Annotated in this window: 24 protein-coding genes; 11 read left to right on the top strand and 13 right to left on the bottom strand. The window is 68.6% G+C overall.

The genetic code is table 11. The features are described 5' to 3' along the window. Positions 1-149: 149 nt before the first annotated feature. Together KOI35_RS03520 and KOI35_RS03515 are read left to right on the top strand one after the other, a co-directional pair. Positions 150-1,385 carry a hypothetical protein gene (locus KOI35_RS03520; protein ID WP_215784501.1) on the top strand — a complete coding sequence of 412 codons (1,236 nt, stop codon included), beginning with the start codon at positions 150-152 and terminating at the stop codon, positions 1,383-1,385. Between the two features lie 5 nt (positions 1,386-1,390). Further along, positions 1,391-2,455: an SIS domain-containing protein gene (locus tag KOI35_RS03515; RefSeq protein ID WP_215784500.1), complete on the top strand. Its 1,065-nt coding sequence runs from the start codon at positions 1,391-1,393 to the stop codon at positions 2,453-2,455. A 110-nt stretch (positions 2,456-2,565) separates the two neighbouring features. Here KOI35_RS03515 and KOI35_RS03510 read toward each other — a convergent pair whose 3' ends face one another. Together KOI35_RS03510 and KOI35_RS03505 are read right to left on the bottom strand one after the other, a co-directional pair. Then, the gene (locus tag KOI35_RS03510; RefSeq protein WP_215784782.1) at positions 2,566-2,796 is read right to left on the bottom strand and encodes a DUF397 domain-containing protein; all 231 of its coding nucleotides are present in this window, start codon (positions 2,794-2,796) and stop codon (positions 2,566-2,568) included. 46 nt (positions 2,797-2,842) lie between these two features. Continuing rightward, the gene (locus KOI35_RS03505; RefSeq protein ID WP_215784499.1) at positions 2,843-3,691 is read right to left on the bottom strand and encodes a helix-turn-helix domain-containing protein; all 849 of its coding nucleotides are present in this window, start codon (positions 3,689-3,691) and stop codon (positions 2,843-2,845) included. Between the two features lie 170 nt (positions 3,692-3,861). Here KOI35_RS03505 and KOI35_RS03500 point away from each other — a divergent pair, with 170 nt between their 5' ends. Further along, positions 3,862-4,560, top strand: coding sequence for a GOLPH3/VPS74 family protein (locus tag KOI35_RS03500; protein WP_246612387.1), 699 nt, complete (start codon positions 3,862-3,864; stop codon positions 4,558-4,560). Positions 4,561-4,622: 62 nt separating this feature from the next. Next, entirely contained in the window at positions 4,623-6,161 is a 1,539-nt protein-coding gene (locus KOI35_RS03495) for an APC family permease (protein ID WP_308120762.1), read from the top strand. A gap of 349 nt (positions 6,162-6,510) precedes the next feature. On the opposite strand, the gene KOI35_RS03490 is transcribed toward KOI35_RS03495, so the two are convergent. Together KOI35_RS03490 and KOI35_RS03485 are read right to left on the bottom strand one after the other, a co-directional pair. Further along, positions 6,511-7,062, bottom strand: coding sequence for a hypothetical protein (locus KOI35_RS03490; RefSeq protein WP_215784498.1), 552 nt, complete (start codon positions 7,060-7,062; stop codon positions 6,511-6,513). A 499-nt stretch (positions 7,063-7,561) separates the two neighbouring features. Beyond that, the gene (locus KOI35_RS03485) at positions 7,562-8,044 is read right to left on the bottom strand and encodes an Lrp/AsnC family transcriptional regulator (protein WP_215784497.1); all 483 of its coding nucleotides are present in this window, start codon (positions 8,042-8,044) and stop codon (positions 7,562-7,564) included. Between the two features lie 1,188 nt (positions 8,045-9,232). Between KOI35_RS03485 and KOI35_RS03480 the strand changes: the two genes are divergently transcribed. Continuing rightward, positions 9,233-10,915 carry a substrate-binding domain-containing protein gene (locus KOI35_RS03480; protein ID WP_215784496.1) on the top strand — a complete coding sequence of 561 codons (1,683 nt, stop codon included), beginning with the start codon at positions 9,233-9,235 and terminating at the stop codon, positions 10,913-10,915. 4 nt (positions 10,916-10,919) lie between these two features. Here the strand turns inward: KOI35_RS03480 and KOI35_RS03475 are convergent, their stop codons facing one another. Beyond that, positions 10,920-11,330, bottom strand: a complete 411-nt coding sequence (locus KOI35_RS03475; RefSeq protein WP_215784495.1) for a hypothetical protein — start codon at positions 11,328-11,330, stop codon at positions 10,920-10,922. A 274-nt stretch (positions 11,331-11,604) separates the two neighbouring features. After that, positions 11,605-12,198, bottom strand: coding sequence for a TetR/AcrR family transcriptional regulator (locus KOI35_RS03470; protein ID WP_215784494.1), 594 nt, complete (start codon positions 12,196-12,198; stop codon positions 11,605-11,607). 32 nt (positions 12,199-12,230) lie between these two features. On the opposite strand from KOI35_RS03470, the gene KOI35_RS03465 reads away from it, so the two are divergent. Further along, the gene (locus tag KOI35_RS03465; RefSeq protein WP_215784493.1) at positions 12,231-12,719 is read left to right on the top strand and encodes a DUF6463 family protein; all 489 of its coding nucleotides are present in this window, start codon (positions 12,231-12,233) and stop codon (positions 12,717-12,719) included. Positions 12,720-12,877: 158 nt separating this feature from the next. On the opposite strand, the gene KOI35_RS03460 is transcribed toward KOI35_RS03465, so the two are convergent. Then, the gene (locus KOI35_RS03460; protein WP_215784492.1) at positions 12,878-13,507 is read right to left on the bottom strand and encodes an NADPH-dependent FMN reductase; all 630 of its coding nucleotides are present in this window, start codon (positions 13,505-13,507) and stop codon (positions 12,878-12,880) included. A gap of 24 nt (positions 13,508-13,531) precedes the next feature. Continuing rightward, complete coding sequence (locus KOI35_RS03455; protein WP_215784491.1) at positions 13,532-14,179, bottom strand: hypothetical protein; 648 nt, start codon at positions 14,177-14,179, stop codon at positions 13,532-13,534. Between the two features lie 119 nt (positions 14,180-14,298). On the opposite strand from KOI35_RS03455, the gene KOI35_RS03450 reads away from it, so the two are divergent. Beyond that, positions 14,299-14,685, top strand: a complete 387-nt coding sequence (locus KOI35_RS03450) for a DUF1801 domain-containing protein (RefSeq protein WP_308120761.1) — start codon at positions 14,299-14,301, stop codon at positions 14,683-14,685. Positions 14,686-14,692: 7 nt separating this feature from the next. On the opposite strand, the gene KOI35_RS03445 is transcribed toward KOI35_RS03450, so the two are convergent. Continuing rightward, a complete protein-coding gene (locus tag KOI35_RS03445; RefSeq protein WP_215784490.1) occupies positions 14,693-17,926 on the bottom strand; it encodes an NACHT domain-containing protein in 3,234 nt (1,077 codons plus the stop codon). Between the two features lie 36 nt (positions 17,927-17,962). Here KOI35_RS03445 and KOI35_RS03440 point away from each other — a divergent pair, with 36 nt between their 5' ends. Genes KOI35_RS03440 through KOI35_RS03430 form a run of 3 tightly spaced genes read left to right on the top strand, consistent with a single transcriptional unit; the run spans position 17,963 to position 20,781 of the window. Next, entirely contained in the window at positions 17,963-18,874 is a 912-nt protein-coding gene (locus KOI35_RS03440; protein WP_215784489.1) for a phosphotransferase family protein, read from the top strand. 26 nt (positions 18,875-18,900) lie between these two features. Beyond that, the gene (locus KOI35_RS03435) at positions 18,901-19,401 is read left to right on the top strand and encodes a pyridoxamine 5'-phosphate oxidase family protein (protein ID WP_215784488.1); all 501 of its coding nucleotides are present in this window, start codon (positions 18,901-18,903) and stop codon (positions 19,399-19,401) included. A gap of 48 nt (positions 19,402-19,449) precedes the next feature. After that, entirely contained in the window at positions 19,450-20,781 is a 1,332-nt protein-coding gene (locus tag KOI35_RS03430; protein WP_215784487.1) for a hypothetical protein, read from the top strand. Positions 20,782-20,837: 56 nt separating this feature from the next. On the opposite strand, the gene KOI35_RS03425 is transcribed toward KOI35_RS03430, so the two are convergent. Beyond that, positions 20,838-21,806 carry an NYN domain-containing protein gene (locus tag KOI35_RS03425; RefSeq protein WP_215784486.1) on the bottom strand — a complete coding sequence of 323 codons (969 nt, stop codon included), beginning with the start codon at positions 21,804-21,806 and terminating at the stop codon, positions 20,838-20,840. A gap of 30 nt (positions 21,807-21,836) precedes the next feature. Further along, positions 21,837-22,409, bottom strand: a complete 573-nt coding sequence (locus KOI35_RS03420) for a TetR/AcrR family transcriptional regulator (RefSeq protein WP_215784485.1) — start codon at positions 22,407-22,409, stop codon at positions 21,837-21,839. 215 nt (positions 22,410-22,624) lie between these two features. On the opposite strand from KOI35_RS03420, the gene KOI35_RS03415 reads away from it, so the two are divergent. Continuing rightward, on the top strand, positions 22,625-24,166 hold the full coding sequence (locus tag KOI35_RS03415; protein WP_215784484.1) for a CocE/NonD family hydrolase: 1,542 nt from the start codon (positions 22,625-22,627) through the stop codon (positions 24,164-24,166). 217 nt (positions 24,167-24,383) lie between these two features. On the opposite strand, the gene KOI35_RS48735 is transcribed toward KOI35_RS03415, so the two are convergent. Together KOI35_RS48735 and KOI35_RS03405 are read right to left on the bottom strand one after the other, a co-directional pair. Beyond that, positions 24,384-24,680, bottom strand: coding sequence for a hypothetical protein (locus tag KOI35_RS48735; protein ID WP_308120759.1), 297 nt, complete (start codon positions 24,678-24,680; stop codon positions 24,384-24,386). A gap of 29 nt (positions 24,681-24,709) precedes the next feature. After that, complete coding sequence (locus KOI35_RS03405) at positions 24,710-25,891, bottom strand: GNAT family N-acetyltransferase (protein ID WP_215784483.1); 1,182 nt, start codon at positions 25,889-25,891, stop codon at positions 24,710-24,712. Between the last annotated feature and the right edge of the window lie 130 nt (positions 25,892-26,021).

Here is a 26,021-nt window from a genome sequence, read left to right as displayed (position 1 = left end):
ATCCCATGTCCAACCCCCGCGCACGCCACCCCACGCCACGTCCCACGTCCAACCCCCGCGCACGCCACCCCACGCCGTATCCCACGCTCAACCCCCGCGCGCACCACCCCACGTTCAACTCCGGCGCACGCCACCCTTTGGGAGGCGGCGTGAGCGGCGAGTCGGCCGAGCTGGTCCGCCGGGTCATCGCGCGCGACCCTCGCCTCCAGCTTTTCGTCTCGATAAATGACGACATCTCCCTGGACGAGCGCCCGATCACGGTCGACCAGACAAACCGGTCTGTCGTGGTCGGCGAGCGCCTGGTCGTGAAGTGGATGCGCACCCCAGCCCCCGACCGTTCGACTCCGCTGCTGGCCCACCTGGCCGCGAACGGTTTCCGCCGGATGCCCACCCCGCACGCCGCCCTGTTCGACGGGCCGAACCTGGTCGCCCTGGTCACCGAGTTCCTCCCCGACGGCCAGGACGGCTACGACTGGTGTGTCGACGACCTGCTGGCCGCTCTGGACGGCGGCCCGCCCGCCAACTTCGGCGCCGACCTGGGCACGCTGGTCGCCGAGCTGCACATCGCCCTCGCCACCCCGTCCCACGTGATGCCCCATCCGATCGAGCCCGCCCCACCCGCCGACGGCTGGTCCGACCTGCTCGACGAGGCCCTGGCCACCAGCAGCCCCGCCCCGGCAGCCGGCGGCACACCAGCCACCAGCAACCCGGCACCGGCCACCAGCAGCAACAACATGTCAGCAAACCACGACGGCAAGGCAGCGCCAACCAGCAGCGACGCAGCCGCGGCAATCAGCGACAACACGGCACCGACCAGCGGCAATGCGACAGCGGCAACCAGCGGGGGCGAGCTCGACGGGAGCGACTGGCTGGCGATCAGCGGCTACGAGGCTCCAGGCGAAAACTGGCCGGCGACGGTTCGGGCGCGGCTGGCCGCCGATCTCGACTCGCCCGCGCGTCGGCGGCCCGGCCGAGCCATCCATCTGCACGGTGACCTGCACGTGGGCCAGATTCTGCGGTGGCGGGGCGGCTACGCGGTCATCGACTTCGACGGAAATCCGACACTCGCCGCGCGACCCGAGCCGGTCGCCCGCGACGTCGCCCAACTGCGCATGAGCGTCCTGCACGTGGCCGAGATCGCCAACAAGCGCACCGCCGGCCGGCACCGCGCTGAGCTGGTCGAATGGGGCCGGCGGACGGCCGATGAGCTGCTCACCGCGTACGGGAAAGGTCTCGCCTCGAAGGGTTTCGACAGCCTGCTCGATCGCGAACTGCTGCGGCCGTTCGAGGTCGAGCAGGAGTGCCGCGAGCTGGTCTACGCGGCCCGGTTCCTCCCCCGCTGGCGATACGCGCCGCTGGGTGTCCTGCGTTCCTGGTACGGGTGATCCGCATGAATCCCGCTCTGTTCCTGGCCGACCTCGAGGCCAAGCCGGCTGCCCTGCGAGCGCTGGCCGCACGGCTCACCGACGAAGACCCCTGGGCATTCCTAGGCACAGCTCCACACCCAGGCACAACGCACCCAGACACGCAGCACCCAGGCACAGCCCCGCACCCCGGCACAGCCGCGCACCCAGGCACAGCGTCCCCAGGCACAGCCGCGTACCCAGGAACACCCAGACGTGTGACTTTCGTGGGCATGGGCAGCTCCCGCTACGCCGCCCTGGTCGCGGCCCGCCGCCTGCGCTTCCACGGCATCGACGCGGTGGCCGAATACGCCTCGGACGCCCCGCCGCCGGTCGACGGCCTGCTCGTGGCGATCTCGGCCTCGGGCACAAGCGTCGAAACCCTGGACGCCATGGCCGGCCGCTCCTATGTAGCCGTCACCAACAACCCGGACTCCCCGCTCGCCAGGAGCGCCACGGCCGTCGTCGAGATGCACGCCGGCGCCGAGTCCGGAGGAGTCGCCTGCCGGTCCTTTCAGCACACTCAACTGCTGCTCGACGCGCTGATCCGGCGGCTTTCCGATCAAGATCTGCTTCCCACCGTACGGCTGATCGAGCGCACCGCCGCAGCCACGGAGGACCTGCTCGAGCGCCGCGACACCTGGCTTCCCCGGGTCAGTGACGTGCTGGCCGACGGCGACGGGGTCTGGCCGATCGCGCCGGTCGACCGGATCTCGTCCGCGCTGCAGTCGGCGCTGATGTTCCGCGAGGGTCCACGGCAGGCGGCCGACGGCTGCGAGACCGGCGACTGGGCGCACGTGGACGTCTATCTGACCAAGACGCTGCGGTATCGCGCGCTGCTTTTCCCCGGTTCCCGTTACGACGAGCAGGCGCTCGACTGGATGCGGGAGCGAAAGTCCACCTATGTATCGGTGGGCGACGATGTCGCGGGCGCCGCGGAAACGGTTCGGTTTCGTCACGACGACGATGCCGGGGTGCGGCTGACGACCGAGACCCTGATCGCGGAACTGGTGGCCGCGAAATGGTGGTCGGAGATTCACCGGAACGGGTGAGTGGTGATTCTTGGTACGGGTGCCGCAACACTACGTAATGAGCCGCGGCACCCGAGAAGTTGACTTTGCGTACGCACGCGGAATCGGTGCGTGCCGATTAATGCAGGACCTCAGGAACCGAGGTCGAATTCGCCGTCCTTGGCGGAATCGACGAAGGCGGTCCATTCCGCGGTCGTGAACATCAGTGCCGGACCGGAGCGGTCCTTGCTGTCCCGGACAGCGACGCCCTGGTCGAGGAACGCGACCTCGACACAGTTGTTGCCGCCGTTGCCGTTGCTGCGGCTGGCCTTCTTCCAGACCGCGTCGGTGAGAACAGCAGCGTTAAGCCGGTGCGTGAGCAACTCAAGCACCCCCCTTCGTTATGCGGTTGTCTCTCGTCGAGGGGGCCTACGCGACGAGCAGGCTCTCGATCATCTTGATGGTCAATCGGTGGTCCAGCGCCCGGGCACTCAATCGTTCGAACTCTTGTCGGTATCGGACGACCTCGGCCGGTTGCTCTTCGTAGTAGTCTCCCGCAAGACCTTCCAGATAGACAACATCCAAATGGGTGGTCTCGCGGAACTCCAAAAGGGCCGCTGACCCGCCGAGGAACGTGTGTTCACCGGCGCTGAACGGCAGAATCTGCAGCATCACATTCGGTAATTGAGCGACCTCGATAAGATGACGAAGCTGATCGTTCATCACCTCGTCACCGCCGACCACCCGGCGCACCACCGATTCGTCGACAATGGCCGTGAGTTCGAGTGGGCGCTCGCCGCGCAGCCGGCCCTGACGGGTGAGGCGCAGCGAGACGCGGCGGTCGGTCTGCTGTGGTGACTCGTTCGACCGGCCGGTGCGGATGAGCGCGCGCATGTAGGCCTCGGTCTGCAGCAGCCCGGGCACGATGATCGGCTCCCAGGTGCGCATGGAGGCCGCGGCCGCCTCCAGGCCGACGAAGTTGCCGGGGCGCATGATGTCCCGATAGTCGGTCCACCAGGTGCGTTCGCGGGACAGGCGGGCCAGTTCGACCAGCGCCTCGCGATAATCCTGATCACCCACGCCGTACAGCGTCAGCAGGTCTTTCACGTCGCGTGGAGTCACCGCCACACGCGCCGTCTCTATGCGCGTGACTTTCGCGGCATGCCACTCGAAATGCCTCGAGACGTTCTCTTGCGTCAGCCCGGCCGCTTCACGGCACCTTTTGAGCTCCGCTCCCAGACGGCGGCGGCGCAGGGTGGGCCCTTCATCTACGGACACCTGGACTCCCTCGGTCCTGATAAGACCGATACTACGGCCCAGGCCTTCATGATCCAAACACGGCGTACCAAACAAAAAGTACTAGCCTTCTTGTATATGCCCTTCCGGCGGGTACATGATGCGCGGACATCGAGTCACAGCGTTTTCTACTCACAGTGATCATCGCGGCCATGGTGATGACTGGGAACCCGACCAAGACCATCAAGTCGTTGTCTAAGGGGCGTGGCGGCGTGTTGGCTGACCAGTATTTCCTGATCGCACACGAGGACCGCACCGGCCGGTCCAGACTCCATCCACGTGCGACCGGCCTGGGCCTGGCCGCAGCACTGCTCGGCGAGCTGATCCTCGAAGGACGGATCGGGATCTCCGACGGAGACCTGATCATCCTCGACCGGCACCCACCGTCGGACGCACTCGCGCACGACGTTCTCGACCTGCTGGTCGCCCAGCCGCAACACCGGGACGTACGGATCTGGCTGGCCTTCCTCTCGCAGGACGCGGCGATCCGGGTCGGTGAGAGATTGTCACGACTCGGCGCCGTCGAGGTCGTCACCAAGCGGCGCATGCTCTCGACCGAGACTCTCTATATGCCGAACAGCGCGGCCCAGCGCAACGCGGCCGCGTGGGCACCCGCCCGGCTGGCCAACCTGCTGGTCCGCGGCATCGGCATGAGCATCAGCGACCGGGTCCTGATCGGCCTGATCGCCGCCACCGGGCTGACCCGGCACGTGCTCTATGACTTCGAGGCGCACCGGCACGCGTTCCAGTCGCTGCCCAGCGCCGTCGGATCGCTCCCGGCCGACCTGCGGGAGCTCGTCGAATACACCGAGGCCTCGGTGGGCTCGGTCGTCACAGTCGGCCGTCGGTGAGCGGCATCGGGCGCCATCACCTGGGGCGCAACAACTCTGAACATTGGGCCGGGAGGCTGCTGGTGGCACAAGTGAAACCCGAAGAGCCGGACATCGTCTCGAAGGCGCTGGCCAAGAACAGGCTGGGCGTACCGTCGGTGGTGTTCTTCGGCGTCGCGGGCGCGGCTCCATTGACCGTGATCATCGGTTCGATCACGACGATCTACGCGATCATCGGCAGTACGGCCGTACCGATCGCCTATCTGGTGACGGCGGGACTGCTCTCCCTGTTCACCGTCGGCTTCGTCGCCATGAGCCGGCACATCGTCAACACCGGCGCCTTCTACTCCTACATCAGTCATGGATTAGGCCGCATCATCGGCGTCGGAGCGGCCTTCGTCGCCCTGCCCGCCTACTCACTCATGCAGATAGGCCTGTTCGGGTTGTTCGGCTCGGTCGCGAGCGGCATCCTCGGTGCGTTCGGCTTCGCCGTTCCCTGGTACGCCTGCGCGATAGCCGCCTGGTTCGCGGTCGCGATCCTCGGCCTGCTCTGGGTCGACCTGAGCGGCAAGGTCCTGGCGGTCCTGCTCGTGCTGGAGATCGCGGTCGTGCTCATCTACGACATCGTGATGATCGGCAACCCGGCCGGCGGCCACGTCACCTTCTCGCAGTTCTCCCCCGCTCCGCTGGCCACCCCGGTGATCGGCATCCTGCTCGTGCTCGCGATCGCCGGCTTCGTCGGCTTCGAGGCCACCGTGGTGCTCTCCGAGGAGGCCAAGGACCCGAAGCGCACGATCGCCCGGGCCACCCACATCGCGGTGATCCTGGCCGGCGTGCTGTGCAGCGTCTCGGCCTGGGCGATGTCGGTGAACACCGGCCCCGACCAGATCGCCGCCCGAGCCGCCGAACATCAGACCGACCTCGTCTTCACTCTCGTCGGTCCACATCTGCCCGGGTTCCTGGTCGACATCGGCTACGTGCTGTTCCTGACGAGCGTCTTCGCGGCCCTGCTCGCCTTCCACGCCGCCGTTTCGCGCTATCAGTTCGCGCTCGGCCGGGAAGGCGTGCTCCCCGCCGCGTGGGGACGCACTCACCCCCGTACGGGAGCGCCGTTGCTCGGCTCGATCACGCAAAGCGTGCTGGCGATCATCGTGCTGAGCCTGTACGCCCTCGTCGGCTCCGATCCGCTGGTCTTCGTCTTCGCGTGGCTCACCACGATCGGCGGGCTCGGCGTTCTGATTCTCATGTGGGCGGCGTCGGCGGCGGTGCTGGCGTTCTTCATGAAGAACCGCCGCGGCGAGAGCATATGGAAGGCATACCTCGCGCCCGCCCTGGCCTTCCTGCTGCTGACCGTCGTGCTGGCGGCGACGTGTATCGGCTTCGGCGAACTGCTGCAGGTCGACGGCGACTCACCGTTCCAGTGGCTCATTCCGGCGCTCTATCTGGCCGTGGCCGTGGTCGGTTTCATCTGGGCCATGATCATGCGAGCCGCCCGCCCCGAGGTCTACGCGGCGATCGGCCGCGGAACCGAGGGACGGGTCAGTGCGGTCCCCGACAACCCGTCGATGTTACGGCCATTGCACGCCGACCCGGTGGGCGCGCGCAGCGGTTATCCCTACTGAGGATCAAAAGCTTTCCCACGCGTACGCGAGACGTCGCGCCCGCCACGGGAGAAGTCCCCGACCATGAGGAGGTCGCCTATGACGTGAATGGTTTCCCCCCAGCTCCGCGGCAGACCGTCGAATCATCGGCGGCCTGCCGCGTTTTCACGAGCCGTTTCCGTCGGTCGGCTTACCCTGTCGCTCCGCTTACCGCTTGCTCGCATTCACGCGCGGCCTCGCGTCGGCGACTCGCACCGCGTGATCACTTCGCGTCGCGACTCGCACCACGTGATCATTTTCGCGTCACGACTCGCACCACGTGATCACTTTCGCGTCACGACTCGCATCGCTTGATCGTTTGCGGAAATGATCAAGCGGCGGACGGGAATTCGTAGAGCCAGTACGACTGCTGGTCGATGCGGGTGAACTTCATGTTGTCGGAGAGCCGGCTCACCATCATCCGGAACACTCGCGACATGCGCCGCACCTCGTCGTTGTGGTTGCAGATGTCCAGGCAGACCAGCCCGTTCTGCGCCGACGCGACCATGTACATCTGCTCGACGAGCTGGCCGAACGCCTCGCGACCCTGCGCGTGCTCGCTGACCGCCACGAAGCCGATGTACCAGATCTTGCGGGCCGAGTAGTGCTCCGGCCAGTGCCGTTCGAAGTACTGGGGTGCGATCAAGGGCACAGCGTCCAGATCATTCGTATAGGTCGCCACGCCGCAGATGGTGCCGTCATCGTCGAGGGCAAGATACTTGTCGACCCGGGTGTCTTCCATTACCGCGTCGAACTCGGACCGGAACATCAGATGCCGCTGAACCGCCAGGTGATTCAGCTCTTCGAAGGCATCCCGGTACATGGTCCACATAATCTCGTGGAGCGCCTTGTCGGTGATCCGGTCGATGACTTTGATCAGCATGTCGGCTCCCCCGCAGGCCGCCGCCAGGTCGGCCCGCTCTCGCACTCATCTTGATCGATGATTGTTGACCATCAGAGTACGAAGCGTGACCTCGATACGACAATGCGTGCCGCGCGATTGAATGTGCCAATTCATCTACCGGACGCGTCGAGTGCCCGTTTTGGCGTGCAACTTGCAATGGCCACAGTAGATTCGTCCCTCGATTCGGCAAAACGTTCAGGACGACAAGTACTACGCACGGAGTGCATTACCCCTGGTGTATGCCCTTGACCAACTTCCGCCGAGCGGCCATCGTGGATGATCCACACGATATTCCCATTGATCAAGTAACCACACGAATGCCGGACGACGCGGCCACCATTCTGCCCATTATCGGCCGCCCGTGGTCGACCGTTCCCCACGACCGAACCTCACTCTGAGTTACGCTCGCACAAATCGGCGCTTCACGGCATACGCGCTTCGGCCGAGTGCACCCCGGCCGGACGACTGCCGCCGCGCGCTACGTCGCGCGCGCCTCCGCCGCGTGCCGGCGCAACAGACCGTCCACACTGCTGGGCGCGACCCCGTGCAACACGATCGACGTCGAGGTGCGAACCACCCCGGGCGCGGCCACCACCAGGTTGGTGATCCGATAGAGGTCGCCGGTGTCCTTGGCCACGATCCGCACGAGCAGATCACCGTCGCCGGTGGTGGCCAGGATCTCGACCACCTCGGGGATCCGGACGATCTGCTGAGCGGCCAGGTCTCCTTCGCGCTGGCTGAGCGACAGGGTCATGAACGCCATCAGCGGATAGCCGAGAGATGCCGGTTCGAGGCGCCGCGAGTAGGCCCCCAACGCGCCCGACTCCCGCATGCGCCGAAGCCGCGCCTGCACCGTGTTGCGAGACATGGAGAGACGCTCCGCCAAGGCGACCACCGTGGCATCCGGATCAGAGTCCAGAGCCAGCAGAATCCGAGCATCGGTAGCGTCCAGAGATCGCATCGTTGCCATCCTCCCCCGTCGACGCCCATTCTGCTGTGCAAACGCACACCCAACAACCACTTCCCGGCGCAGGATGCTTCGCTGCAGTCCAGAGCAACGTCGTGGCCGCTCCGACGTGACCACAGCCGGGCTCACCGTCGCAGGGGCGGGCAGCCACCTTCGCAACGCGACTCAAGACCGGACTCACCATTGCCGGCGTCAGCAGCCCCACCGTTGCGGGGCAGCCCAAACACCAGACTCACCGTTGCCGACGCGGACAGCCCAACCGATGCAGGGCAGCCCAAACACCAGACTCACCGTTGCCGACGCGGACAGCCACCGGCGCAGCGCGGCCAACAGAAGCGCGACTCAGAGAGACGTGTTGGGCGGCGGGGCGATGCCGAGACGACCGAGGGCGGACTGCTTGACCCGCCAGACGGTCTGGCACTCGGCGCCCGGGCCGTCCAGGCGGGGGACGCGGTAGCAGTCGATGCGGAGTTCAGCTTCTGTGAACGGGTTCCAGTCGATGCCCCAGCCGCGCAGTCACGACCACCAGGCGTGCTCCCACACCCGGCGCGACGTGCCGGTGCGCTTGCTGAGGACCACCACCCAGCCATGCGTGTCCATCCGCGCAGACTAGCGGGGCCGGCCCGCCGCGTCGTCGGATTAAGCACCGACCGCGTCAACCCGCACGTTTAGGCCACCCGCCCGCAACGCGCACCATCTTCGCCCCGCCGACACCACCCCGCGTGCACAAGCACGCGTCGACTCCGTGACCGCCCGCAACGCGCACCATCTTCGCCCCGCCGACACCACCCCGCCGTGCACAAGCATGCGTCGTCTCCGTGACCGCCCGCGACGCGCAACCACGAATGCCCGACCCGCCGTCGCCGTGCGCCTACCCAGGTCCGCCGCGGCACGCATGCGCCGCGCGGACCACGCACGCGACCGCCGGGCGGACGTGCGGGTGCACGTGCGTGTCCTCCTGTGCGGGCTTGGTGCCCCCTGGCCGTGCGTCATCTGAAGTTTCCGGGCTGTGGGACTGTCCATCTCGTCCACGGCGGCGGGACGCATGTCGGGGCGTTCCCGCTGATTGATCTCTACGCGCGCACCCATGAACGCATCGGTCGGCAACTATTTGCAGTGTTGGTGAAAAATCTCATCCGTCCGGCTGTTTTCCGGAGCGGGCGGTCGGATCATGATGTGCCGATGCCTGGCCGTCATCGACACCTTCGCAGCTCAGGACTGGTGGCCTCGGTGGCCGCGGTCGCCGTTCTCGCGGTCGCGGGCGGTGGCTGGGCCGGCTATCGGCAGTTGTCGGCCGACGAGTGTCCCGCGCTCGTGCCGTTGAAAGTGGCCGCGGCCGGGGAGATCGCGCCGGCCATCACGGCCGCGGCGGACAGCTGGACCCGGGACGGCACCTGCGTCACCGTCACGGTCACGGCGGTCGACCCGACGGTGATGGCGGCCGCGGTCGGGCGGCAGCACGGAATCAGCCTGGTCAACGGCGGCACCCGGCAGCAGGACACCCAGGCCGACATCTGGGTTCCGGATTCGAGCACCTGGCTGCAACGCCTCGCCTCGGAAGCACCGGGCTTCAAACCGGCGATGCTCGGGTCGATCGCCGAGAGCCCCCTGGTGCTGGCACTTCCGCCGACGAGCGCTCTGTCGGCGAGCACGGGAGGCGCCAACGCCCGTACGGGAAAATGGAAAGCTCTCGTCCAACGAATCGCGACCGACAAGTCTCTGCGACCGGCCACCGCCGACCCCGAGCGGGACGCCACCGGACTGGCCGGACTGCTGGTCATCGCCGGCGTGGCGGGCAGCGACGCGGCGGGCGCGAAGTTGAAGGTCGGCGCCATGCGGGCGTTGTCGGCGAACCGGGCCGGCAATCGCAGCGCGCTCCTCGAGAGTTTCTCCGGTGAAGGCGGCGTCGACCTGGCACCGCTGTCCGAGGCCGACCTCATCGCCTACAACCGGGAGCGACCGTCCGCATCGCTGGCCGCGATCTATCCGCCGACGTCGGTGATGCTCGATTACCCGTACGCGGTCATGCCCGGCATCGATCCGCAGAAGGCGGCCGCCGCGGCGACGTTGCGGACGGCGCTGAGCACCGGAATCTTCGCCGGACAGTTGGCGCGGGCCGGGATCCGGGCGCCCGACGGTTCGGCCGGGGCCGGGTTCGTCGCTCCGGCGGGTGCGCCGGCGACGATTCCACCGGCCGCGACGGTCGACCCCAAGGCGATCACGCAACTGCTCGGGAGTTGGACCGCGATCACCCAGCCGGGCCGGATGCTCGCGGTGTTCGACGTGTCCGGTTCGATGAAGGCGAAGGTCCCGACGGCCGGCGGCCTGACCCGGGCCGAGGTGACGCAGGGGGTTGCCCGGCAGGGTCTGGGCCTGCTCGACGATCGCTGGTCGGTGGGTAACTGGACGTTCTCGACGAACATGAAGGATAAGCAGCCCTGGATCGAGAACGTGCCGATCTCGCTCTGCGGCACGCACCGGGCCGAGCTCGAGGCCGCGATCGGCCGGATCCGCCCCAAGCCGGACGGGGACACCGGGCTCTACGACACGGCGCTGGCCGCGTACGAGCGCATCAAGCAGGGCTGGCAGCCGGGCGTGTCCAATTCGGTGGTCATCTACACCGACGGCCAGAACGACAACCCGGGCGGCCTCACCATCGACGAGTTGGTCGCCCGCATGACGAAGCTGCGCGACCCGAAGAAGCCGGTCCGCATGATCATCATCGGCATGGGCACGGCCATCGACCGCAAGGAACTGGAGGCGATCACCAGGGCGGCCGGCTCGGGCGGCGTCTTCATCGCCACCGACCCGGCCACCATCGGCGAGATCTTCCTGGAGGCGATCGCCAGCCGTAAAGGCGCCTGACCGGCTACGGACCGGCCACGTGGGATTGCGCCGTCTCCAGCAGGTCGATGTCGAGGCTGGTCTTGTCGACGATGCTGCCTTTACTCATGAGCCTGGCCTCGACGGTCGAGTCGGCCGTGGTCACCACGCACGGGGTGATGTCCATGTCGAACTCACCCTCGCGGTCGGTCCGGACCGGGCCACAGTCGTAACCGTCGACCTGCACGTCGTAGTCCTGGTCGGGCGGCAGGTAGGAGCCGCGGTAGAAGTAGCGCACCGGTTCACTGCGGCGCGGCACGAGGTAGGTCCGCGGCTCGGACGGGGCCGACGACGGCGGGCCCTGGATGTTCGTGTGGGTCGTCGTGTCGTCGCGGCCCGGGGCGCCTCCGACATCGGCCAGGCCCTTGGCGATCCCGACGATCAGCGCCGTGATCACGGGGACCAGGATGATCAGGCGACGCGAGACGGACCGGCCGACCGGACGTTCCTCCGACCGGTCGCGGTGATTCTTTATCTTCGGGGACTTTCCCGTACGCTCGCCCCCGCGCCGAGCACCCGCACCCATGTACCGCCTCCACGCCGGAAACTCGCGATGAGTTTCGATCAACGGGACCTCTGCGCCCGCCTATCAAGCGAACGGCCACGCCGCTCGGACAGTGACGGGTGGCGATGAAGATCTTTTTGTGAGCGGCCGGAGCTACGCGATCACGTCATTGCTGGCCGGCGGCTCGTACGGTGGCGAGCACCATGTCGCGCAACGCGTCGAGGGACTGGGCCAGGTCGACCTGGGTGGGGTTGATCAGCCACTGCTGGTGGATGCCGATCGCCGCCCCTACGAGGGCGGCGGTCAGGGCGTCGAGGCGTGGGCCGTACGAGGGAAGCAGGTTTTCCAAAGCTCGCCGGCCGTTTGCGCGCAGCGTTTCGTGCATGGCGGCGTAGCGGTCGTGGATGGGTGAGTCGGGTTCCATCGCCTCGACCAGCAAGGTGACGAAGAGCCTGGCATTCGGGCGGCTGAAGAGGGCCTCGAGGCCGCGGGCCATGCGTTCGAGCTCGGTGGCGGCGTCGGGGAACGGCTCGGGGCCGAGGTCGACGATCAGCTGCTGCACCGACCGCTCCAGGACTGCCAGCAGCAAGCCCTCCTTGCTGCCGAAATGCCAGGGGATCGAGCCGCGGCTGATGCCGGAGCGCTCGGCCACGTCGGCGAACGTCGTCGGGCGGTAGCCCTTGCTCGCGAACAACTCGGCCGCCGCGGCGAGGATCAGGTCTCGGCTTTCGCCGCTGGTCTGCTCACGTCTGGTTGTCACGCCACCCCTCTCTGTGCTAGCCATAATATTCTATGCTGACCAACACAGAGAACCGCATCGCGAGCGTCATCCTGGTCGGGCTCGGCGCCGGCCATCTGACCCTGTCCATCGTGATCACTCACTCGACCGTCGGCGGCTGGATCGGGCGTGGGCTGTGGGCCTCGGTCCCGCTGCGGCCGCCCGATGACGGGCTGCGCAACGGGCTCGCCTTCTGGGCCGGGCCGGGCAGCTTCTCCGTGCCGCTGGTGCTGCTCGGGATTCTGATCTGGCACCTCGCCGGGCGCGGAATCACTCCACCGGCGGCCCTTGGCTGGGCCCTGGCCGCCTGGTGCCTGGTCGGCGGACTGCTGCTGGTCCCGTCCCCGTTCCTGCTCGGCAGCGTCGCCGGACTACTGATCGTCAGGGCCGCGCGAAAAGCCGCGAAACCACCCGCAAGACCAGCCGGGGAAACGGACGGCGGCACGGTCGCGATTCCGGCCGCGAGAACCGGCGAAAACACCGCCGCGAGACCGACCGAGTAGGCCGCCCTGCTCCCCGCCGCGTGACGCAGTGCCACGTGAGAGCGTGACGCAGCGCCGCGTGAGAGCGTGACGCAGCGCCGCGTGAGAGCGTGACGCAGCGCCACGTGAGAGCGTGACGCAGCGCCGCAGGAAAGCGTGACGCGAGATCAGCCGCTGTGTCAGCCGGCCTGCCAATCGGGGCGGGAGGAGGTGTCGCGACGTTCGATGACGGGCAGCACGGTTGAATAGTGCTGCCAGGCCGGCCGCGGCGGGGCCTGGGACGACATCTGCAACACCCGCACCAGGGCCTGCAGCGCGTCCTGCAGGGCCTGGTGCAGCATCGGGTCGGTGACCAGGCCCGACCGGTCGACGGCGGACGGGTCGATCGGGACGCGGATGCAGGCCGCCTTGAGCACCTTGGCGTTGGTGTGGCCGAGGACGGTCTCGAGCGTGCTGCGAGCGCCGTAGTCTTCGCCCTCGCCCGAGACGGACAGCCAGGCCACCGGTTTGCCGTCGAGCAGGTTGTCCTCGAGCAGCCAGTCGAGCAGGTTCTTGAGGCTGCCGGGGATCGTGCCCGCGTATTCGGGTGTGCTGATCAGGATCGCGTCGGCGATGCGCACCTGGTGACGCAGCAGCACCACCGTGTCGTGCGGACTGTCCTCGCCCGGCACGAAGGCGGGCACCCCGCGCAGGCCCTCGAACAGGCCGGCGTTGATGTCCTCCGGCGCGAACCGGGCCGCCGTGCGCAGCGCCGCGGTCTGCAGGGAGTCCTCACGGGTGCTGCCCGAGATCAGCAGGATGCGGGTCATGCCGCCGAGCCTAGAGCGCCGGGGTTACGAGCCCGAGGCGCACACCAGCCCGATCTCGTCGGCGACCGGCGTGCTATCCCCCGACGGGGTAACGCCACGCCCATGATGCCCATGATCATCCGGCGCGGAAGAGTCCGGCGCGGAAGAGTCCGACGAGTCCGGCGACGAAGAGGGCGCCTTTCGTGCCAGCTTCAGCTCGGCGACACCGACGCCGGCCACCAGGTTCGCGACCGTGGCGGGTGAGGCGCAGCCCTTCCCCTTCCACTCCAGCTCGGTGTCGTCCGTGACGACCACAGTCAACGACGACCCTTTCCCGTACGCCATGACGAGCGCCCCGCTGCTGACGTCGTACGAGGAAACGGGGAATTTGACCTTGGGCCCGTCCTTGAATTTCGGTCGCTTGTCGTCGCCGTCGCGGATGCCGTCGCCGTCGGTGTCGGCCTTGCGGGGATCGGTGCCGGCCCGGAACTCGGCCAGGTTGGGCAGACCGTCGTGGTCCTTGTCGGCGCGCGCGTCGTTCTTGCGCGGGTTGAGACCGTTCGCCTTCTCGTACTTGTCGGGCATGCCGTCGCGGTCGGAGTCCTTGGCGCCCGAGGCCAGCGCGGCCCCCGGGATCGACAGGGTGGTCAGGGCGGCCGTCACGGCGACGGCGATGCGGAGTCGAGAGCTCATCCGGGGGTCCTTCCGAGGGGGGTGATCATCACGGTAGGTCGCCGGACGCCCCGGGTGCCCGTCCCGGCGACGCTTGCTACCGAGCCGCTCCGGCCCTGCTCCTGTGCGATCCTGGGCGCGTGACGACTGAGGCTGTCGAGGCATTCCTCGCGACGATCGGTGACGAGCAACGGCAGCGGGACGCCCGCCTGCTGGTGGCCCTGATGGGCGAGGTCACGGGCGAACCGCCGGCGATGTGGGGCACGAGCATCGTCGGGTTCGGGTCGAGGCACTACAAATACGAGTCGGGCCGCGAGGGGGATGTCGCGGCGATCGGCTTCGCACCCCGTAAGGCGCAGACCGTGCTGTATCTGACCGGCGACCTGGCGGCGTACGGGAAAATGCTCGAACTCCTCGGACCGCACACCCTGGGCAAGGGCTGCCTCTATGTGAAGCGGGTCGACCAGGCCGACCAGGCGGCGCTGCGCGAGATCATCGCCCGCTCGTTCGCGGCGGCCGCCGGATAGCGGCAGCTCAGCGGAAGGCGGCCAATCGGACGGCCAGGACGGGGTCGATCTCTTCCACGGCCGCGGTCCGTTGTCCGGCGTCGAGCTGCCTGACCAGGTCGCGGATCTTGCCCGGGTCTCCACCGGCGTTGATGACCGCGTGGAACACCCGGACCAGGAGCTCGTCGTCGAGATCGCCCATGTGATCGGTCAGGATGATCCACATCGGGGCCACGGCCGACTCCAGGGCGGCCACCCGGGGCGTCAGCAGGCAGCGCAACGCCAGGTCGGCGCTGCGCGGGGTGGCCAGTTCGGCCGGCGCGACCAGCACCCGGGTGACGGCCACGACCTGATCGGGCGGCAGCCGGTCGGCGTCGGCCCGCAGGCACTGCATCAGCAGCGTCACGGTGGCCCGGATCTGGGTCCAGTGCTGATCGCCCAGAGCGGCCAGCTCGGCGATCGCCGCGATCACCCGGTCGTAGCGCATGAGCAGCACCTCGATCGACTCCTCGAAGCCGGACGCCAGCCACAGCTCGGCCAGGCGGTGCGCCATCGAGGCGTCGCCGACAAAGGTGGTCAGCGCCTCCGGCATCCGGCCGATCACCGGCTCGAGCGCGTGCAGCAGCGTGCTGTCGCCGACCGTGCTGCTCAGCCGCATCGACCGGACCAGCGTGACGAGGTCGAAATCGGCTCGGTGGACGGCCGGCGTCTCGACCCCGGGCGCCTTCTCGGTGAACCAGCCGACATCCAGCGGGCTCGGCGGTCGCTCGACCCCGCCGAGGGCGAGACGCACCACGATGTCGTGGCGTCCGCGGTGCCAGTCGCGTTCGACGTCGAGGAGCCGGAGCGTGTCCCCATAGATGTTGCCCGGCGTCGCCGCCCGCCACTGCAGCGCCGAGCCGCGCAGCCAGTAGGCCGGATCGTTGGTCTCGGTGAACAGCTCGGACGCCCGCAGATCCGCCCCGCAGGCCAGCGCGAGCAGGAAGAGATTGAACGAGTAGGTGGCCATCCAGTGATCGGCGCGCTTGTCGACGGGGCGATAACTGCTTTCCCCGTACGCCGGACGCCGCACCGCCTGCCCGGTGCGCTCGACCAGCCATGACCGCAGGCGGTCGCGATCGCCCGCCGCGAACAGTCCGGCCACGAACGGCAGGATCGTGGCCCGGCTGGTCAGGGCGGTGAACCCGAGCAGCGAGCGCAGCAGGTCGTCGTCCTGGGCCGGACCGAGGCGCAGGGCCAGCGTGCTCGCCCGTTCACGGGCCTCGGTGTCGCGGACGGCCTGCACGACCAGCCGGGCGACCAGGTATTCGCCAAACGTGGCGTGCAGGAACTCGTACGTCTGCAGGGGCCGGTCGTCACGCACGGCCTGGGCGCGCTGGATGAAGAAGAAGCGTCCGACCATCTCCTGCCCGGCGGTCAGCGGGGTGCGGAAACCCTCGGTGCGCCCGGCCCGCGACGGGGTCAGACCGAGGCCGGCCAGGTCGTCGTCGAGTTCGCGTTCGGTGACCCACAGGCGCAGCCGGTGGAACATCGCGAACGCCACCACCGACAGGCGCAGCAGCTCCTGCTCGACCAGGGCCGGGATCGCCGAGTCGGGCTGTCCGGCGTGAACCCGGCGTACCTCGCGGGCCGCGAACGAGGCGAGCAGTCGTTCGTAGAGCTCGCCGCCTTCCAGCGTCGTTTCTTTCTCGCGCAGGGCTTGGGTTGTGCCGTCGTAGAGGGCCAGCATGAGCAGCAGCAGCGGCTGTTCGGCCAGGTGGCGTACGTGGCGCAGCGCATCCGGGTTCAGCGGCTCGACGGCGAACGCGTTCGTCTCGTTCCAGACGGTCAGCCAGCGTGCGATCTGGGCGTCGTCGAAGGGTTCGAGCCGCACGACCAGCGCGCCCAGGGGCAGGCGGGCCCGATCGGCCACCGCGACCCGGCTGGTCACCATCACCGCGACCGGCCGGCCGAGCGACTCCTCGCGCTGCTGGAACGCGGCCACCCGCTGCAGGTAGTCGGACTGGTGCAAGCCGGTGGCCTGCAGCAGCTCGTCGAACCCGTCGAGCAGCACGACGGGCAGGGCACCACCGGTGTCGGCCAGCTCGGCCCACGACACCGTCTCGCCGATCGCGGCCCGCAGCGCCAGCTCGATCTGGTCCTGGATCTCGGCCTCGGCCGGCACCTCACGCAGCGCGACCCGGCAGACGAAGAAGTCTTCGGCGGGCAGCCGCGCGGCCAGGATGCGGGTGAGCGAGGACTTGCCGGCGCCGGGCTGACCGAGCAGCAGCATCGGGGCCTCGGTGGCGGCGGTGGTGGTCAGGTAGGCGGCGAGGAACCCGGCGATGTCGGCCCGGGTGCCGGTCTCGGCCCACCACTGGTCGTCGGCCGGGCGGGCGTCGGGGGTCGCTGTGCGAACCCGGAAGATCGGGTCCAGATACGCCGCCTGCAGGGCCGGGATCAGCAGCTCACCCGCGTCGCCACCGAGAACCGGGCGGACCAGCGCGGACCGGTGGGCGCGGGCCAGCGCGGCGCGGTGCCGGCTCGGATCACGGCCCGAGGTGACCTCGCGCAGGACGGCTTCCAGGCGTTCCAGGCCGTGAGTGGTGGCGCGGGCCTCGAGGCGGTCGGCCCAGATCGCGAACTCGGGGATCTCGGCCGCGAGCCGGCGGTGCGCCTCGTCGTACTTGGCCGTCGCGAGGTGGGGAAGCCGGACGTGCAGCAGGTCGCCCATGGCTAACCGAGCACGATCGCCGGCCTGGTCATAGACGGCCAATCCGCTCAGGTATGCCTCCATCCGGACGCCTGTGTTCAGGAACCAGGACGTGAGGCTGCGCAGAAGATCGTCGTAGAACAACTCGGGAGTCGGCAGCGGGACAGTCGCCCCGAGCAGACGGCCGACCAGCGTTCCCCCGTCCGCCCCGCCGATAAACTTGACCTGGTCGTCCCGGTCGAAGTCGGGATCGTCGATCTCGGCGGCCGCCATGCACTCGTCGAGCGCCTCGAAAAACGCGGTCACCACCAGCACGACATGCGCGGCCTGAAGGCGTTCGCTGCGGTCGTGGCGCCCCAACCCGCGTACGGAATCATTGATTTTCGTCGTGACCAGGGAACCGAGCCGGACCATCTCGTTCTTGGCGTCGAAAAAGCTGAGCGCGACATCGCTGCCGCCCGCTGTGGCCACCGAGAGCGCCCCGCCGAGCAGATTGTCGACGGCTTTGGCGAGCGGCCCGGAACCACCCAGAATGCGGACGGCATCGGCATAGGACAGTCCCTGAGGCATCGCCCCATGATGACGCACGCCCTAAAGTCGGGATTCATGCGCGCCAACGACTGGCATGACCCGCAGTGGCAGGCCCAGGCCCATTCCTGGATTCGCGACACCCTCGACGGGCTGAACTCGCCGGTCATCGGGGAGATCGAGGAGACCCGTGTCCGACCGTGGTCAGTGACGCACCGGGCGACCACGGCCGCCGGCATTCGCTGGTTCAAGGCCAATACCAGGGCTTGCGCGTACGAGGCGGGGCTCGCGAAAGCACTCGCCGGCTGGATTCCGCAGTCGGTATTGACGCCGCTCGCCGTCGACGAGAATCGCGGCTGGCTGCTCACCGCCGACTGCGGGCCCACGCTGCGGGAAACGCGGCCCGGGGATCTGCCGGCCGTGCGGGAGATGCTTCAGGCGTACGCGGTTCTGCAGCGCACGCTCGCTCCGAAAGCGCCGGAGATGACGGCGATCGGCGTGCCCGACATGCGACCTTCGGTACTGCCGGAACGGTTGGCGACGCTGCTGTCCGAGGAGCCCGTGGACGGCGAGGTCGATGTCACGGCGTACGGGAAATGGTGTGCGGAATTAGCGGCGGACGGCGTGCCGGCCTCACTGCAGCACGACGACCTGCACGACGACAACGTGTTCCCGGGCAACCGTTTCTTCGACTGGGGCGATGCGGCGGTCGCGCACCCGTTCGGGTGTCTGCTGGTGGCGCTGAGCTCGATCGACGCCACGGAATCGGAAACGCGCATGCTGCGGGACGCGTATCTCGAAGTCTGGTCCGACCTCGCACCGGCGGAAACGCTGCGCCGCTCGGCCACACTGGCCTGCCGGACGGCCCGCGTGCCCAAGGCCGCGGCCTGGCAGCGAGCGGTGCGCGACGCGGCATTGCCGGTCGAGGACGACTTCCGCACGGCGGCCGCGTATTACCTGGCCGAGATCGGCCAACCGACGCCGGTCTGACCGGGCCTCCGACATAGCCTGTGCGGATGGAACAACGGGAGATCGACGAGGAACTGTCGGCCGAGGGCGCACGGGAGTTGCTCGCCGCCACCTCGGGGGCTCATCTCGCGTACACGGCGAAAGACGGCACCCCGCGGGTCGTGCCGGTGGGCTATTTCTGGACCGGCGCCGAGTTCGTGATCGCCACCGCCACCACCGCCCCGAAGCTGGCGTCGCTGGCGGTGCACCCCGAGGTCGCGCTGTCGATCGAGGCCGGCGACACCCCGACCGGCGCCCGGGCGCTGTCGATCCGCGGCCGCGCGAACATCACGATCGTCGACGGGATCGTGCCGGAATACCTGGCCGCGGCCCACAAGAGCATGCCCGCCGAGGCGGCCGCCGAGTTCGAGAAGAACGTCCGCGCGATGTATCCCCAGCAGGCGCGGATCGCCATCACACCGAGCTGGGCCCGCTTCTACGACTACGGCACCGGCCGCATCCCGAAGTTCCTGCAAAAGCTTGCGCAGAATGTCGTACCCCCGCCCTAGGATCACCGCCATCGATGCGATGTCGCATCCACACGGGGGAGGCTCCATATGAGAACGGCTCGGCTCATCACGGCCGTGCTGGCGATGCTGGCTGTGTTCGCGTTCCCGGCGGCGGCGCGGGCCGCCGCGGGTCCCGAGATCCAGTACGCGACCAGCGAGTTCGAGGGCAACACGGGCGTCCTGCTGGTCGGCATCCGGTCCGAGGCGGGCGTGTCCAAGGTGTCGGCCGACGTGAAGAACAGCGCGGGTGAGGTCATCGCCTCCACCAGCTCGTTCTGGCACAGCAGCGGCGAGGGAGAGTTCACGGTCTGGGCGACGCAGGAGCCGTTCATCCTGCCGCAGTTCGGCGACTACCCGGTCGACGTGAGCGTCACCGACAACGACGGCGTCACCACCACCAGCCAAAACGCGGGCACACTGTCCTACTGGGTCGTGACGTTCATCGACTCGGTCACCGTCAAACCCGCGACGGCGACGTACGAGAAGCGGTCGGTCACCGTGACCGGCGTGCTCAAGGCCCGCATGCCCGGCACCGGCGAGATCCGGCGGGTGGCCGGCGCCGGAATCGAGCTGCTCAACACCGAGTGGCAGAGCGCGACGACCGGCACCGACGGCCGGTTCACGGCCGAGCTCCCGATCTCCGAGAGCGGTCGCCGGGTCTTCGTCAACTTCCCCTACAGCAACGACTTCCCCTACTACCTGTCGTCGTCCTACACCGCGCCCGACGTCCTGATCAAGCCGCGCGCGACCCGGGTGACCTCGACCGTCACGGCCAAGCGGATCAAGGCCGGCGAGTCGATCACGGTCAGCGGCACGGCGTCGTGGAAGACCCCTGAGGGCTGGGCGCCGGTCAGCACGGGCCGGGTCAACGTGAGCGCGTGCAACGAGCTCGACAACTGCAACTCGTACGACGTGGTCCCGGTCGCCGCCGACGGCTCGTACACGCTGACGGTCACTCCCTACTCGAGCATGACCCTGCGCTCTTACTACATCGCGCCGGACCGCCCGGACGGATACCCCGACCCGTTCGTGGCGACGAGCCAGCATGACGTGCCGATCGCTGTGCTGCAGGCGTCGACGATCCCGCGCTTCACGGCCGCCCGCGAGACCTCCGGCGCCGTCCACCTGCACGGCAGTGTCGAGTTCCCGGGTGAGCGGGGCACGCCGGGCACGATCCCGGTCGAGTTCCAGTTCTCCGAGACCGGCAGCGGCAACTGGCTGACGATCGGCGACGACCAGCAGTCCTACTGGGACGGCGAGGGCGGCTACGAGTTCGAGGGCCGCCTGACCGAGGCCCGGTCCGGCTGGTGGCGGGCCCGCTACCCGGGCGACCCGGCCGGTTTCCAGGCCTCGACGAGCAAGAAGATCTACGTGCCGTAAGCGCGGTTCCCGCCGCCGGCGCACCTAGGTGGTGTTGCCGGCGGCGACCGGGAGCGTCACTGCGCTTCGTCGTAGCGCTTCCAGAACTGTGATCGCAACCGGTGCCGCAACTGTTCGCTCAGGTCGTAGACCCCGCACAGGTCGGACAGGTCGGTCAGCAACGCCTTGTCGATGTCGCGCGGGATCGACGGCTTGCCCGCCTTGAGCTCGGCCAGCGCCTCGGCCGTGGCCGACTTGCGGAAGGCGGTCAGCACGTTGACGACCACCAGGTCGACCTGCTCGGCGAGTTCGGCCGAATCGTCGTACTCGGCGATCACCTGCGGCTCGCGGCCGGTGACCGCGCTGTAGGCGAGCACCGAGGTGGCCGGCCGCGGCACGCCCGGCCGGCCCAGCCCGGCCAGGTCTTTCGGCGTGGCCCGGGGCTGCATGACGGCCGGTGTGACGGCCGCCGGCGCCGCCGGTGGGGGCGGCGGTGGCATCTCGACCTTCATCACCGTGTGGTCGATGGCGCTGGGGAAGAGGATCTCCAGCCCGTCGGCCGCCCGCATCAGGTGGCGGCTGATGCCGTGCGGCTTGTTGTCGCTGTTCGGCACGGCCAGCAGGATGACCTGCACCCCGTGGATCTGGGCCTCTTCGACGGCCTCGGTCAGGTCGTCGTCGCCCGAGACCAGGACGAAGACGTCGGCCGCGCCGTTCCGCGCGTGCGTCACCAGGTCGAGCCCGATGCGCAGGTCGACGCCCTTCTGCTGTCCGTCCATGCCGAACCGGCCGAGCCGCAGCTTCACCTTGGGCAGTTCACCGATGCGCTGCTGGCGGGCGTCGGGCACCCCGTCCTTGGCCGAGTCGTACCAGTGCACCCGCAGCATCGGCAGGTCGGAGACCTTTTCCGCCTGCTGCACCAGCTCGTGGATCAGCGCCTCGTAGTCGACGTGCACGCCGTTGCGCAGAGAGGTCCCGGCCACGCGAACAGCCGCGGAGGTCAGCAGGTAGCCGACGTCCACGTAGAGGGAACACCGCGGCCTCATGACTGAAAGGATGCCACGTGATCGCCAGGCTCAGGCGGCGGATCGAAAGACGCCGTCGAGGGCCAGGTCGATCGTGCGCGCGGCGGCGGCACCCGCCTCGACCTCGCCGTCCAGCGTTCCCTCGAGCACGCCCTCGACCATCGTGAAGATCAGGACCAGATCACCCGGCTCGAGATCACGGCGCACGTAGCCGTGTTCCTGGGCCCGGCGCAGCGGCTCGGCCAGCAGGGCGACGATGCGCCGCAGGTATCGGCCCTGCACCGCGGGTTCGAGCCGGCGGGCCAGCCGGACCAGCGGACGCATGGTGACCTGGGCCCGCAGCACGGCGTCGAGCATCGAGCGGAAGGCGGCCGGCTGCTGGCGGGTCGCGACCACGCAGGCCTCGAGCCGGTCGACCTGGTAGGCGATCACCGCGGCGGTGAGGGCGTACCGGTCCGGAAAGTGGCGATAGAGGGTGGCCTGACCGACGCCCGCCCGGCGCGCGATCTCGGGCATCCCGACCGCGGTGCGCTCACTGGTCATCAGGTCACAGGCGGCGAGCACGATGGCGTCCCGATTGCGTTGCGCGTCGCGCCGGCGTGGCGCTTGAACCCCGTACAGCAAGCTCCGCCGCCTTTCCCTCCGCCTCGAAGTAACCTTCGAAGTGACCTACGTTACTTGCCAGTAACGATAATGTCATGAAGTTCAATTTCTCGGAACCACCTCCTACGCTGCGGAAACTGGAGCTCCAGCCCTCCCATACGCGAACCCACCAGGACGGACGTGCCACCGCGTCCGCCCGTACGGGCTCGTGGTCCTGCTCTGCATGAGGAGAGCGCATGGAGCCCGTCCGCAAGATCCTGCTCGCCGTCCTCCTGGCCGTCGGTCTCGTCCTGACCGGCGCCGGGCCCGCCCCCGCGGCCGCCGCCACCACCACCGGCTTCAAGTTCGTCGACATCCCCGGCGAAGGGGTCACCCTCAAGGCCAACGTGATCGCGCCCGCTGCCACGGGCCGCTACCCGGCGGTGATCCTGCCGTCGAGCTGGGGCCTCAACGATCTGGAATACCTGGCCCAGTCGAAGAAACTGGCCGAGGGCGGGTACGTGGTCGTCTCGTACACGCCGCGCGGCTGGTGGTCGTCCGGCGGCGAGATCAACACGGCCGGCCCGTCCGACATGGCCGACCTGTCCAAGGTGATCGACTGGACGCTGGCCAACACGGCCGCCGACCCGGCACGAGTGGGGACGGCGGGGATCTCGTACGGGGCGGGAATCAGCCTGCTCGGCGCGGCCTTCGACAAGCGGATCCGGGTCGTCGCCATGATGAGCGGCTGGACCGACCTGGTGTACTCGCTCTACAGCGACCAGACGCGGCACCGCCAGTCGGCCGGCCTGCTGGAACTGGCGGCCACCCTGCTCGGTAACCCCGGGCCCGAGCTCAGCGGCAAGCTGGCCGACTTCAAGGCCGACCGCAACGTCGCCGAAGTGCAGGCGTGGGCCCGCGTCCGCTCCCCCGCGACCTACCTGCCGCAGATCAACGCGAACGCACCCGCCGTGCTGATCGCGAACGCCTGGGGCGACTCGTTCTTCCCGCCCAACCAGCTGGTCGACTTCTACCGGCAGCTGAACGGCCCGAAACGGCTCGAGCTGCGGCCCGGCGACCACGCGATCGCCGAGCTGGGCGGCATCTTCGGCTTCCAGAACGACGTCTGGACCAGCGTACGGTCCTGGTTCGACCAGTACCTGCGGGGCGGTCCGGCCGGCGGGCAGCCCGTGCTGGTGCGCCCCGACAATGCGAACACCGAGACGTACGCCGACTGGTCCGGCCTGAGCACGTCGACCACGCGATACGGGCTCGGCCGCATCCGCACCCTCGACGGCACCGGCCTCCTCGGTGGCGCCCCCAGCACCGGCTGGTCCAAGGCCCTGCCGACCGACAAGGACACGATCGCCAACGGCGGGGTGGTCCTGCTGACGAACGGGGTCTCGGCCTTCACCAACCAGCGCCCGGCGATCTGGCTCCCGACGGTCGACCGCAGCCGCGCCGGAGTCTGGGCCTCCACCCGACCCGGCTCAGCCCTCAAGATCCGCGGCATCCCGAAGGTCCACCTGGACGTGGCCCAGTCCCAGGGTTCCGCGGTGGTCTACCTCTACGACCTGGACCTGATCGGCACGGCCCGCCTGATCACCCACTCACCGGTTACCTGGACCGGCACGAACGACGTCGACCTGTCCCTGTCCGCAGCCGCCTACGACGTGCCGGCGGGCCACTCGCTGACCCTCGTGATCGACACGGTGGATCCGCTCTACTACGACGCCAACGAGCCCGGCCGCCAGATCACCATCGGGGGCGGCTCTTATCTGGACGTTCCGACCCGCTGATTTCCTTTTCCCGTACGCCGTCAGGGGCCGCCCGCTTCACCGCAGGCGGCCCTTGTCTGTTGGCCGCTGTCTGTCTTTGGCGTGCGACCGCTGCCTGTGTTCGCCGTGCGACCGCTGCCTGTTCTTGTTGAGCGACCGCTGCCTGTTCCTGTTGAGCGATCGCTGCCTGTTCTTGTTGAGCGATCGCTGCCTGTTCTTGTTGAGCGGGCTCGCGGGTTCAGCCGTGCTCGTGCTTGTTCCGGTGGGCGTGCGCCTCGCGCTTGGACGTGTCGCCGCTGGCCAGAATCGCGCCCCGCTTTCGCCACGACATCACCGAGGCGACCGAGATCGCCGACAGGATCGAGCCCACCGACAGCCACGACCCGACGGAGAGGATCGAGCCGTAAGACCCGATCGACCCGATGGACAGCGCCGACCCGACCGACCCGATCGACAGCACCGACCCCCTCGAATAGATGCTCAGCACGGAACCCTCGGACTTGTACGACAGGATCGACTTGTCCTTGTCCTTCATCCCGCGATTATCGCCCGCTGATCGCTCTCTCAGAAGTCCGCGCAGATGTACGGCATCTCGCGCGGGAACATCCGCCCGAGCGCACCAACCGCAGCCGCATCCACCTGCCCGAGCCCGCGAGTCATCACTTCGATCGGGTCGAGCACCCCGTAGAGCAACCCACTGAACCCACCCACCGAGAGCGTCACCCTCGGATCCGCCGTGCCCTTGGTGACGGTGAGCCGGCCACCCTCCCCCACCAGGCGCCACCGCCCACCGACCAGCTCATCGTCCGGAATCTCGACGGTCACATCCCCGTCCCCCACCGCGGTGCCATCGAGTCCCGCCATGTCGAGCACCCGCACCATCGCCCCACCATGTGTCGGAAAGTCGACCCGCCCCTCGGTCGTCACCGCGAAGTCGGTGCCCCACAGCTCCGGAACCTCATCGGTCCCCACCCGCACATGCACCCGCGCGATCTGATCCACGTGCCGCCCGAAGAACTGCAACAGCAGCGCGCGCCCCCACGGCCCCGTGGTCAGAAGATCAGAGGCAAAGAGGTCCCCGCCGTACGCCTCCACCCGGTAAACAACAGCCCCCACCACTTCGCCGTCCATCCGCGCGACCGCGACCCACCGCTTGCTCTCCCGGAACTCGGCCGCCCGCGTCTCGTCGTAGACCGCGAACCCGTGCCGCTCACCCAGCAACCGCTCCTGCAGCTGCGACACCGCGGCAAACCCGTCCCGCATCGGCAGCCACTCCACCTCGCCCGGCAGCTCCATCCGGGTCAGATGCGCAAGCCCCTCGGGCGCAAAAGTGGCAATCCGGTGGCGCGGCGTCCCCACGTACCCAAACCGCCCGTAAAACGACGGCCGAAACGGATAAAGCGCGCTGACCGTGTGCCCCTCATCGCGGGCCTGGCGCAGCAGCCGCTCGAGCACCCCGCGCACCAGCCCCCGCCGCCGCGCCGACGGATGCGAGGCCACGGAGGCCACACCCGCCATGTCGTGGACAAGCCCCCGCACGTTCTGCCGCATCCGCAGCGCGGCCGCGCAGGCCAGCGCCTGCCCACCCTCCTCGGCCACCATGCTGATCGCCGTCTCGAAGAAAGCCGAGCGCTTCGCGTACGCCGCCTCGTCCTCCTCAGGCCACGGAGACGCCACAAACGCGTAGGACTGAAGCGGAAACATCTTCCCCGTACGCTCCGCCGAACTGATCTGCCGGAACTCCATGGCCCTCATCCAACACCGGAGGGGCCGCCGGCCGCTCGCCGTGTTCACGGCCTGTGGATAACTTCGGAACCCCTGGTGAACCCTGGCCCACGACGCGCCGGGGGACCCCGGTTTGGCAAGGCCGTAGGGG

The sequence above is a fragment of the Paractinoplanes bogorensis genome (assembly GCF_018829635.1).
GTDB lineage: Bacteria > Actinomycetota > Actinomycetes > Mycobacteriales > Micromonosporaceae > Actinoplanes > Actinoplanes bogorensis.
The sequence above is the reverse complement of the archived record's forward strand: the minus strand, read 5'-3'. Positions and strand labels throughout refer to the sequence as shown.

Coding starts and splice junctions, on each gene's coding strand:
- KOI35_RS03515 (WP_215784500.1), top strand. CDS start 1,391: ATGAATCCCGCTCTGTTCCTGGCCGACCTCGAGGCCAAGCCGGCTGCC.
- KOI35_RS03500 (WP_246612387.1), top strand. CDS start 3,862: ATGGTGATGACTGGGAACCCGACCAAGACCATCAAGTCGTTGTCTAAG.
- KOI35_RS03490 (WP_215784498.1), bottom strand. CDS start 7,062: ATGCTGATCAAAGTCATCGACCGGATCACCGACAAGGCGCTCCACGAG.
- KOI35_RS03485 (WP_215784497.1), bottom strand. CDS start 8,044: ATGCGATCTCTGGACGCTACCGATGCTCGGATTCTGCTGGCTCTGGAC.
- KOI35_RS03480 (WP_215784496.1), top strand. CDS start 9,233: ATGCCTGGCCGTCATCGACACCTTCGCAGCTCAGGACTGGTGGCCTCG.
- KOI35_RS03465 (WP_215784493.1), top strand. CDS start 12,231: ATGCTGACCAACACAGAGAACCGCATCGCGAGCGTCATCCTGGTCGGG.
- KOI35_RS03460 (WP_215784492.1), bottom strand. CDS start 13,507: ATGACCCGCATCCTGCTGATCTCGGGCAGCACCCGTGAGGACTCCCTG.
- KOI35_RS03455 (WP_215784491.1), bottom strand. CDS start 14,179: ATGAGCTCTCGACTCCGCATCGCCGTCGCCGTGACGGCCGCCCTGACC.
- KOI35_RS03445 (WP_215784490.1), bottom strand. CDS start 17,926: ATGCCTCAGGGACTGTCCTATGCCGATGCCGTCCGCATTCTGGGTGGT.
- KOI35_RS03440 (WP_215784489.1), top strand. CDS start 17,963: ATGCGCGCCAACGACTGGCATGACCCGCAGTGGCAGGCCCAGGCCCAT.
- KOI35_RS03435 (WP_215784488.1), top strand. CDS start 18,901: ATGGAACAACGGGAGATCGACGAGGAACTGTCGGCCGAGGGCGCACGG.
- KOI35_RS03430 (WP_215784487.1), top strand. CDS start 19,450: ATGAGAACGGCTCGGCTCATCACGGCCGTGCTGGCGATGCTGGCTGTG.
- KOI35_RS03425 (WP_215784486.1), bottom strand. CDS start 21,806: ATGAGGCCGCGGTGTTCCCTCTACGTGGACGTCGGCTACCTGCTGACC.
- KOI35_RS03415 (WP_215784484.1), top strand. CDS start 22,625: ATGGAGCCCGTCCGCAAGATCCTGCTCGCCGTCCTCCTGGCCGTCGGT.
- KOI35_RS48735 (WP_308120759.1), bottom strand. CDS start 24,680: ATGAAGGACAAGGACAAGTCGATCCTGTCGTACAAGTCCGAGGGTTCC.
- KOI35_RS03405 (WP_215784483.1), bottom strand. CDS start 25,891: ATGGAGTTCCGGCAGATCAGTTCGGCGGAGCGTACGGGGAAGATGTTT.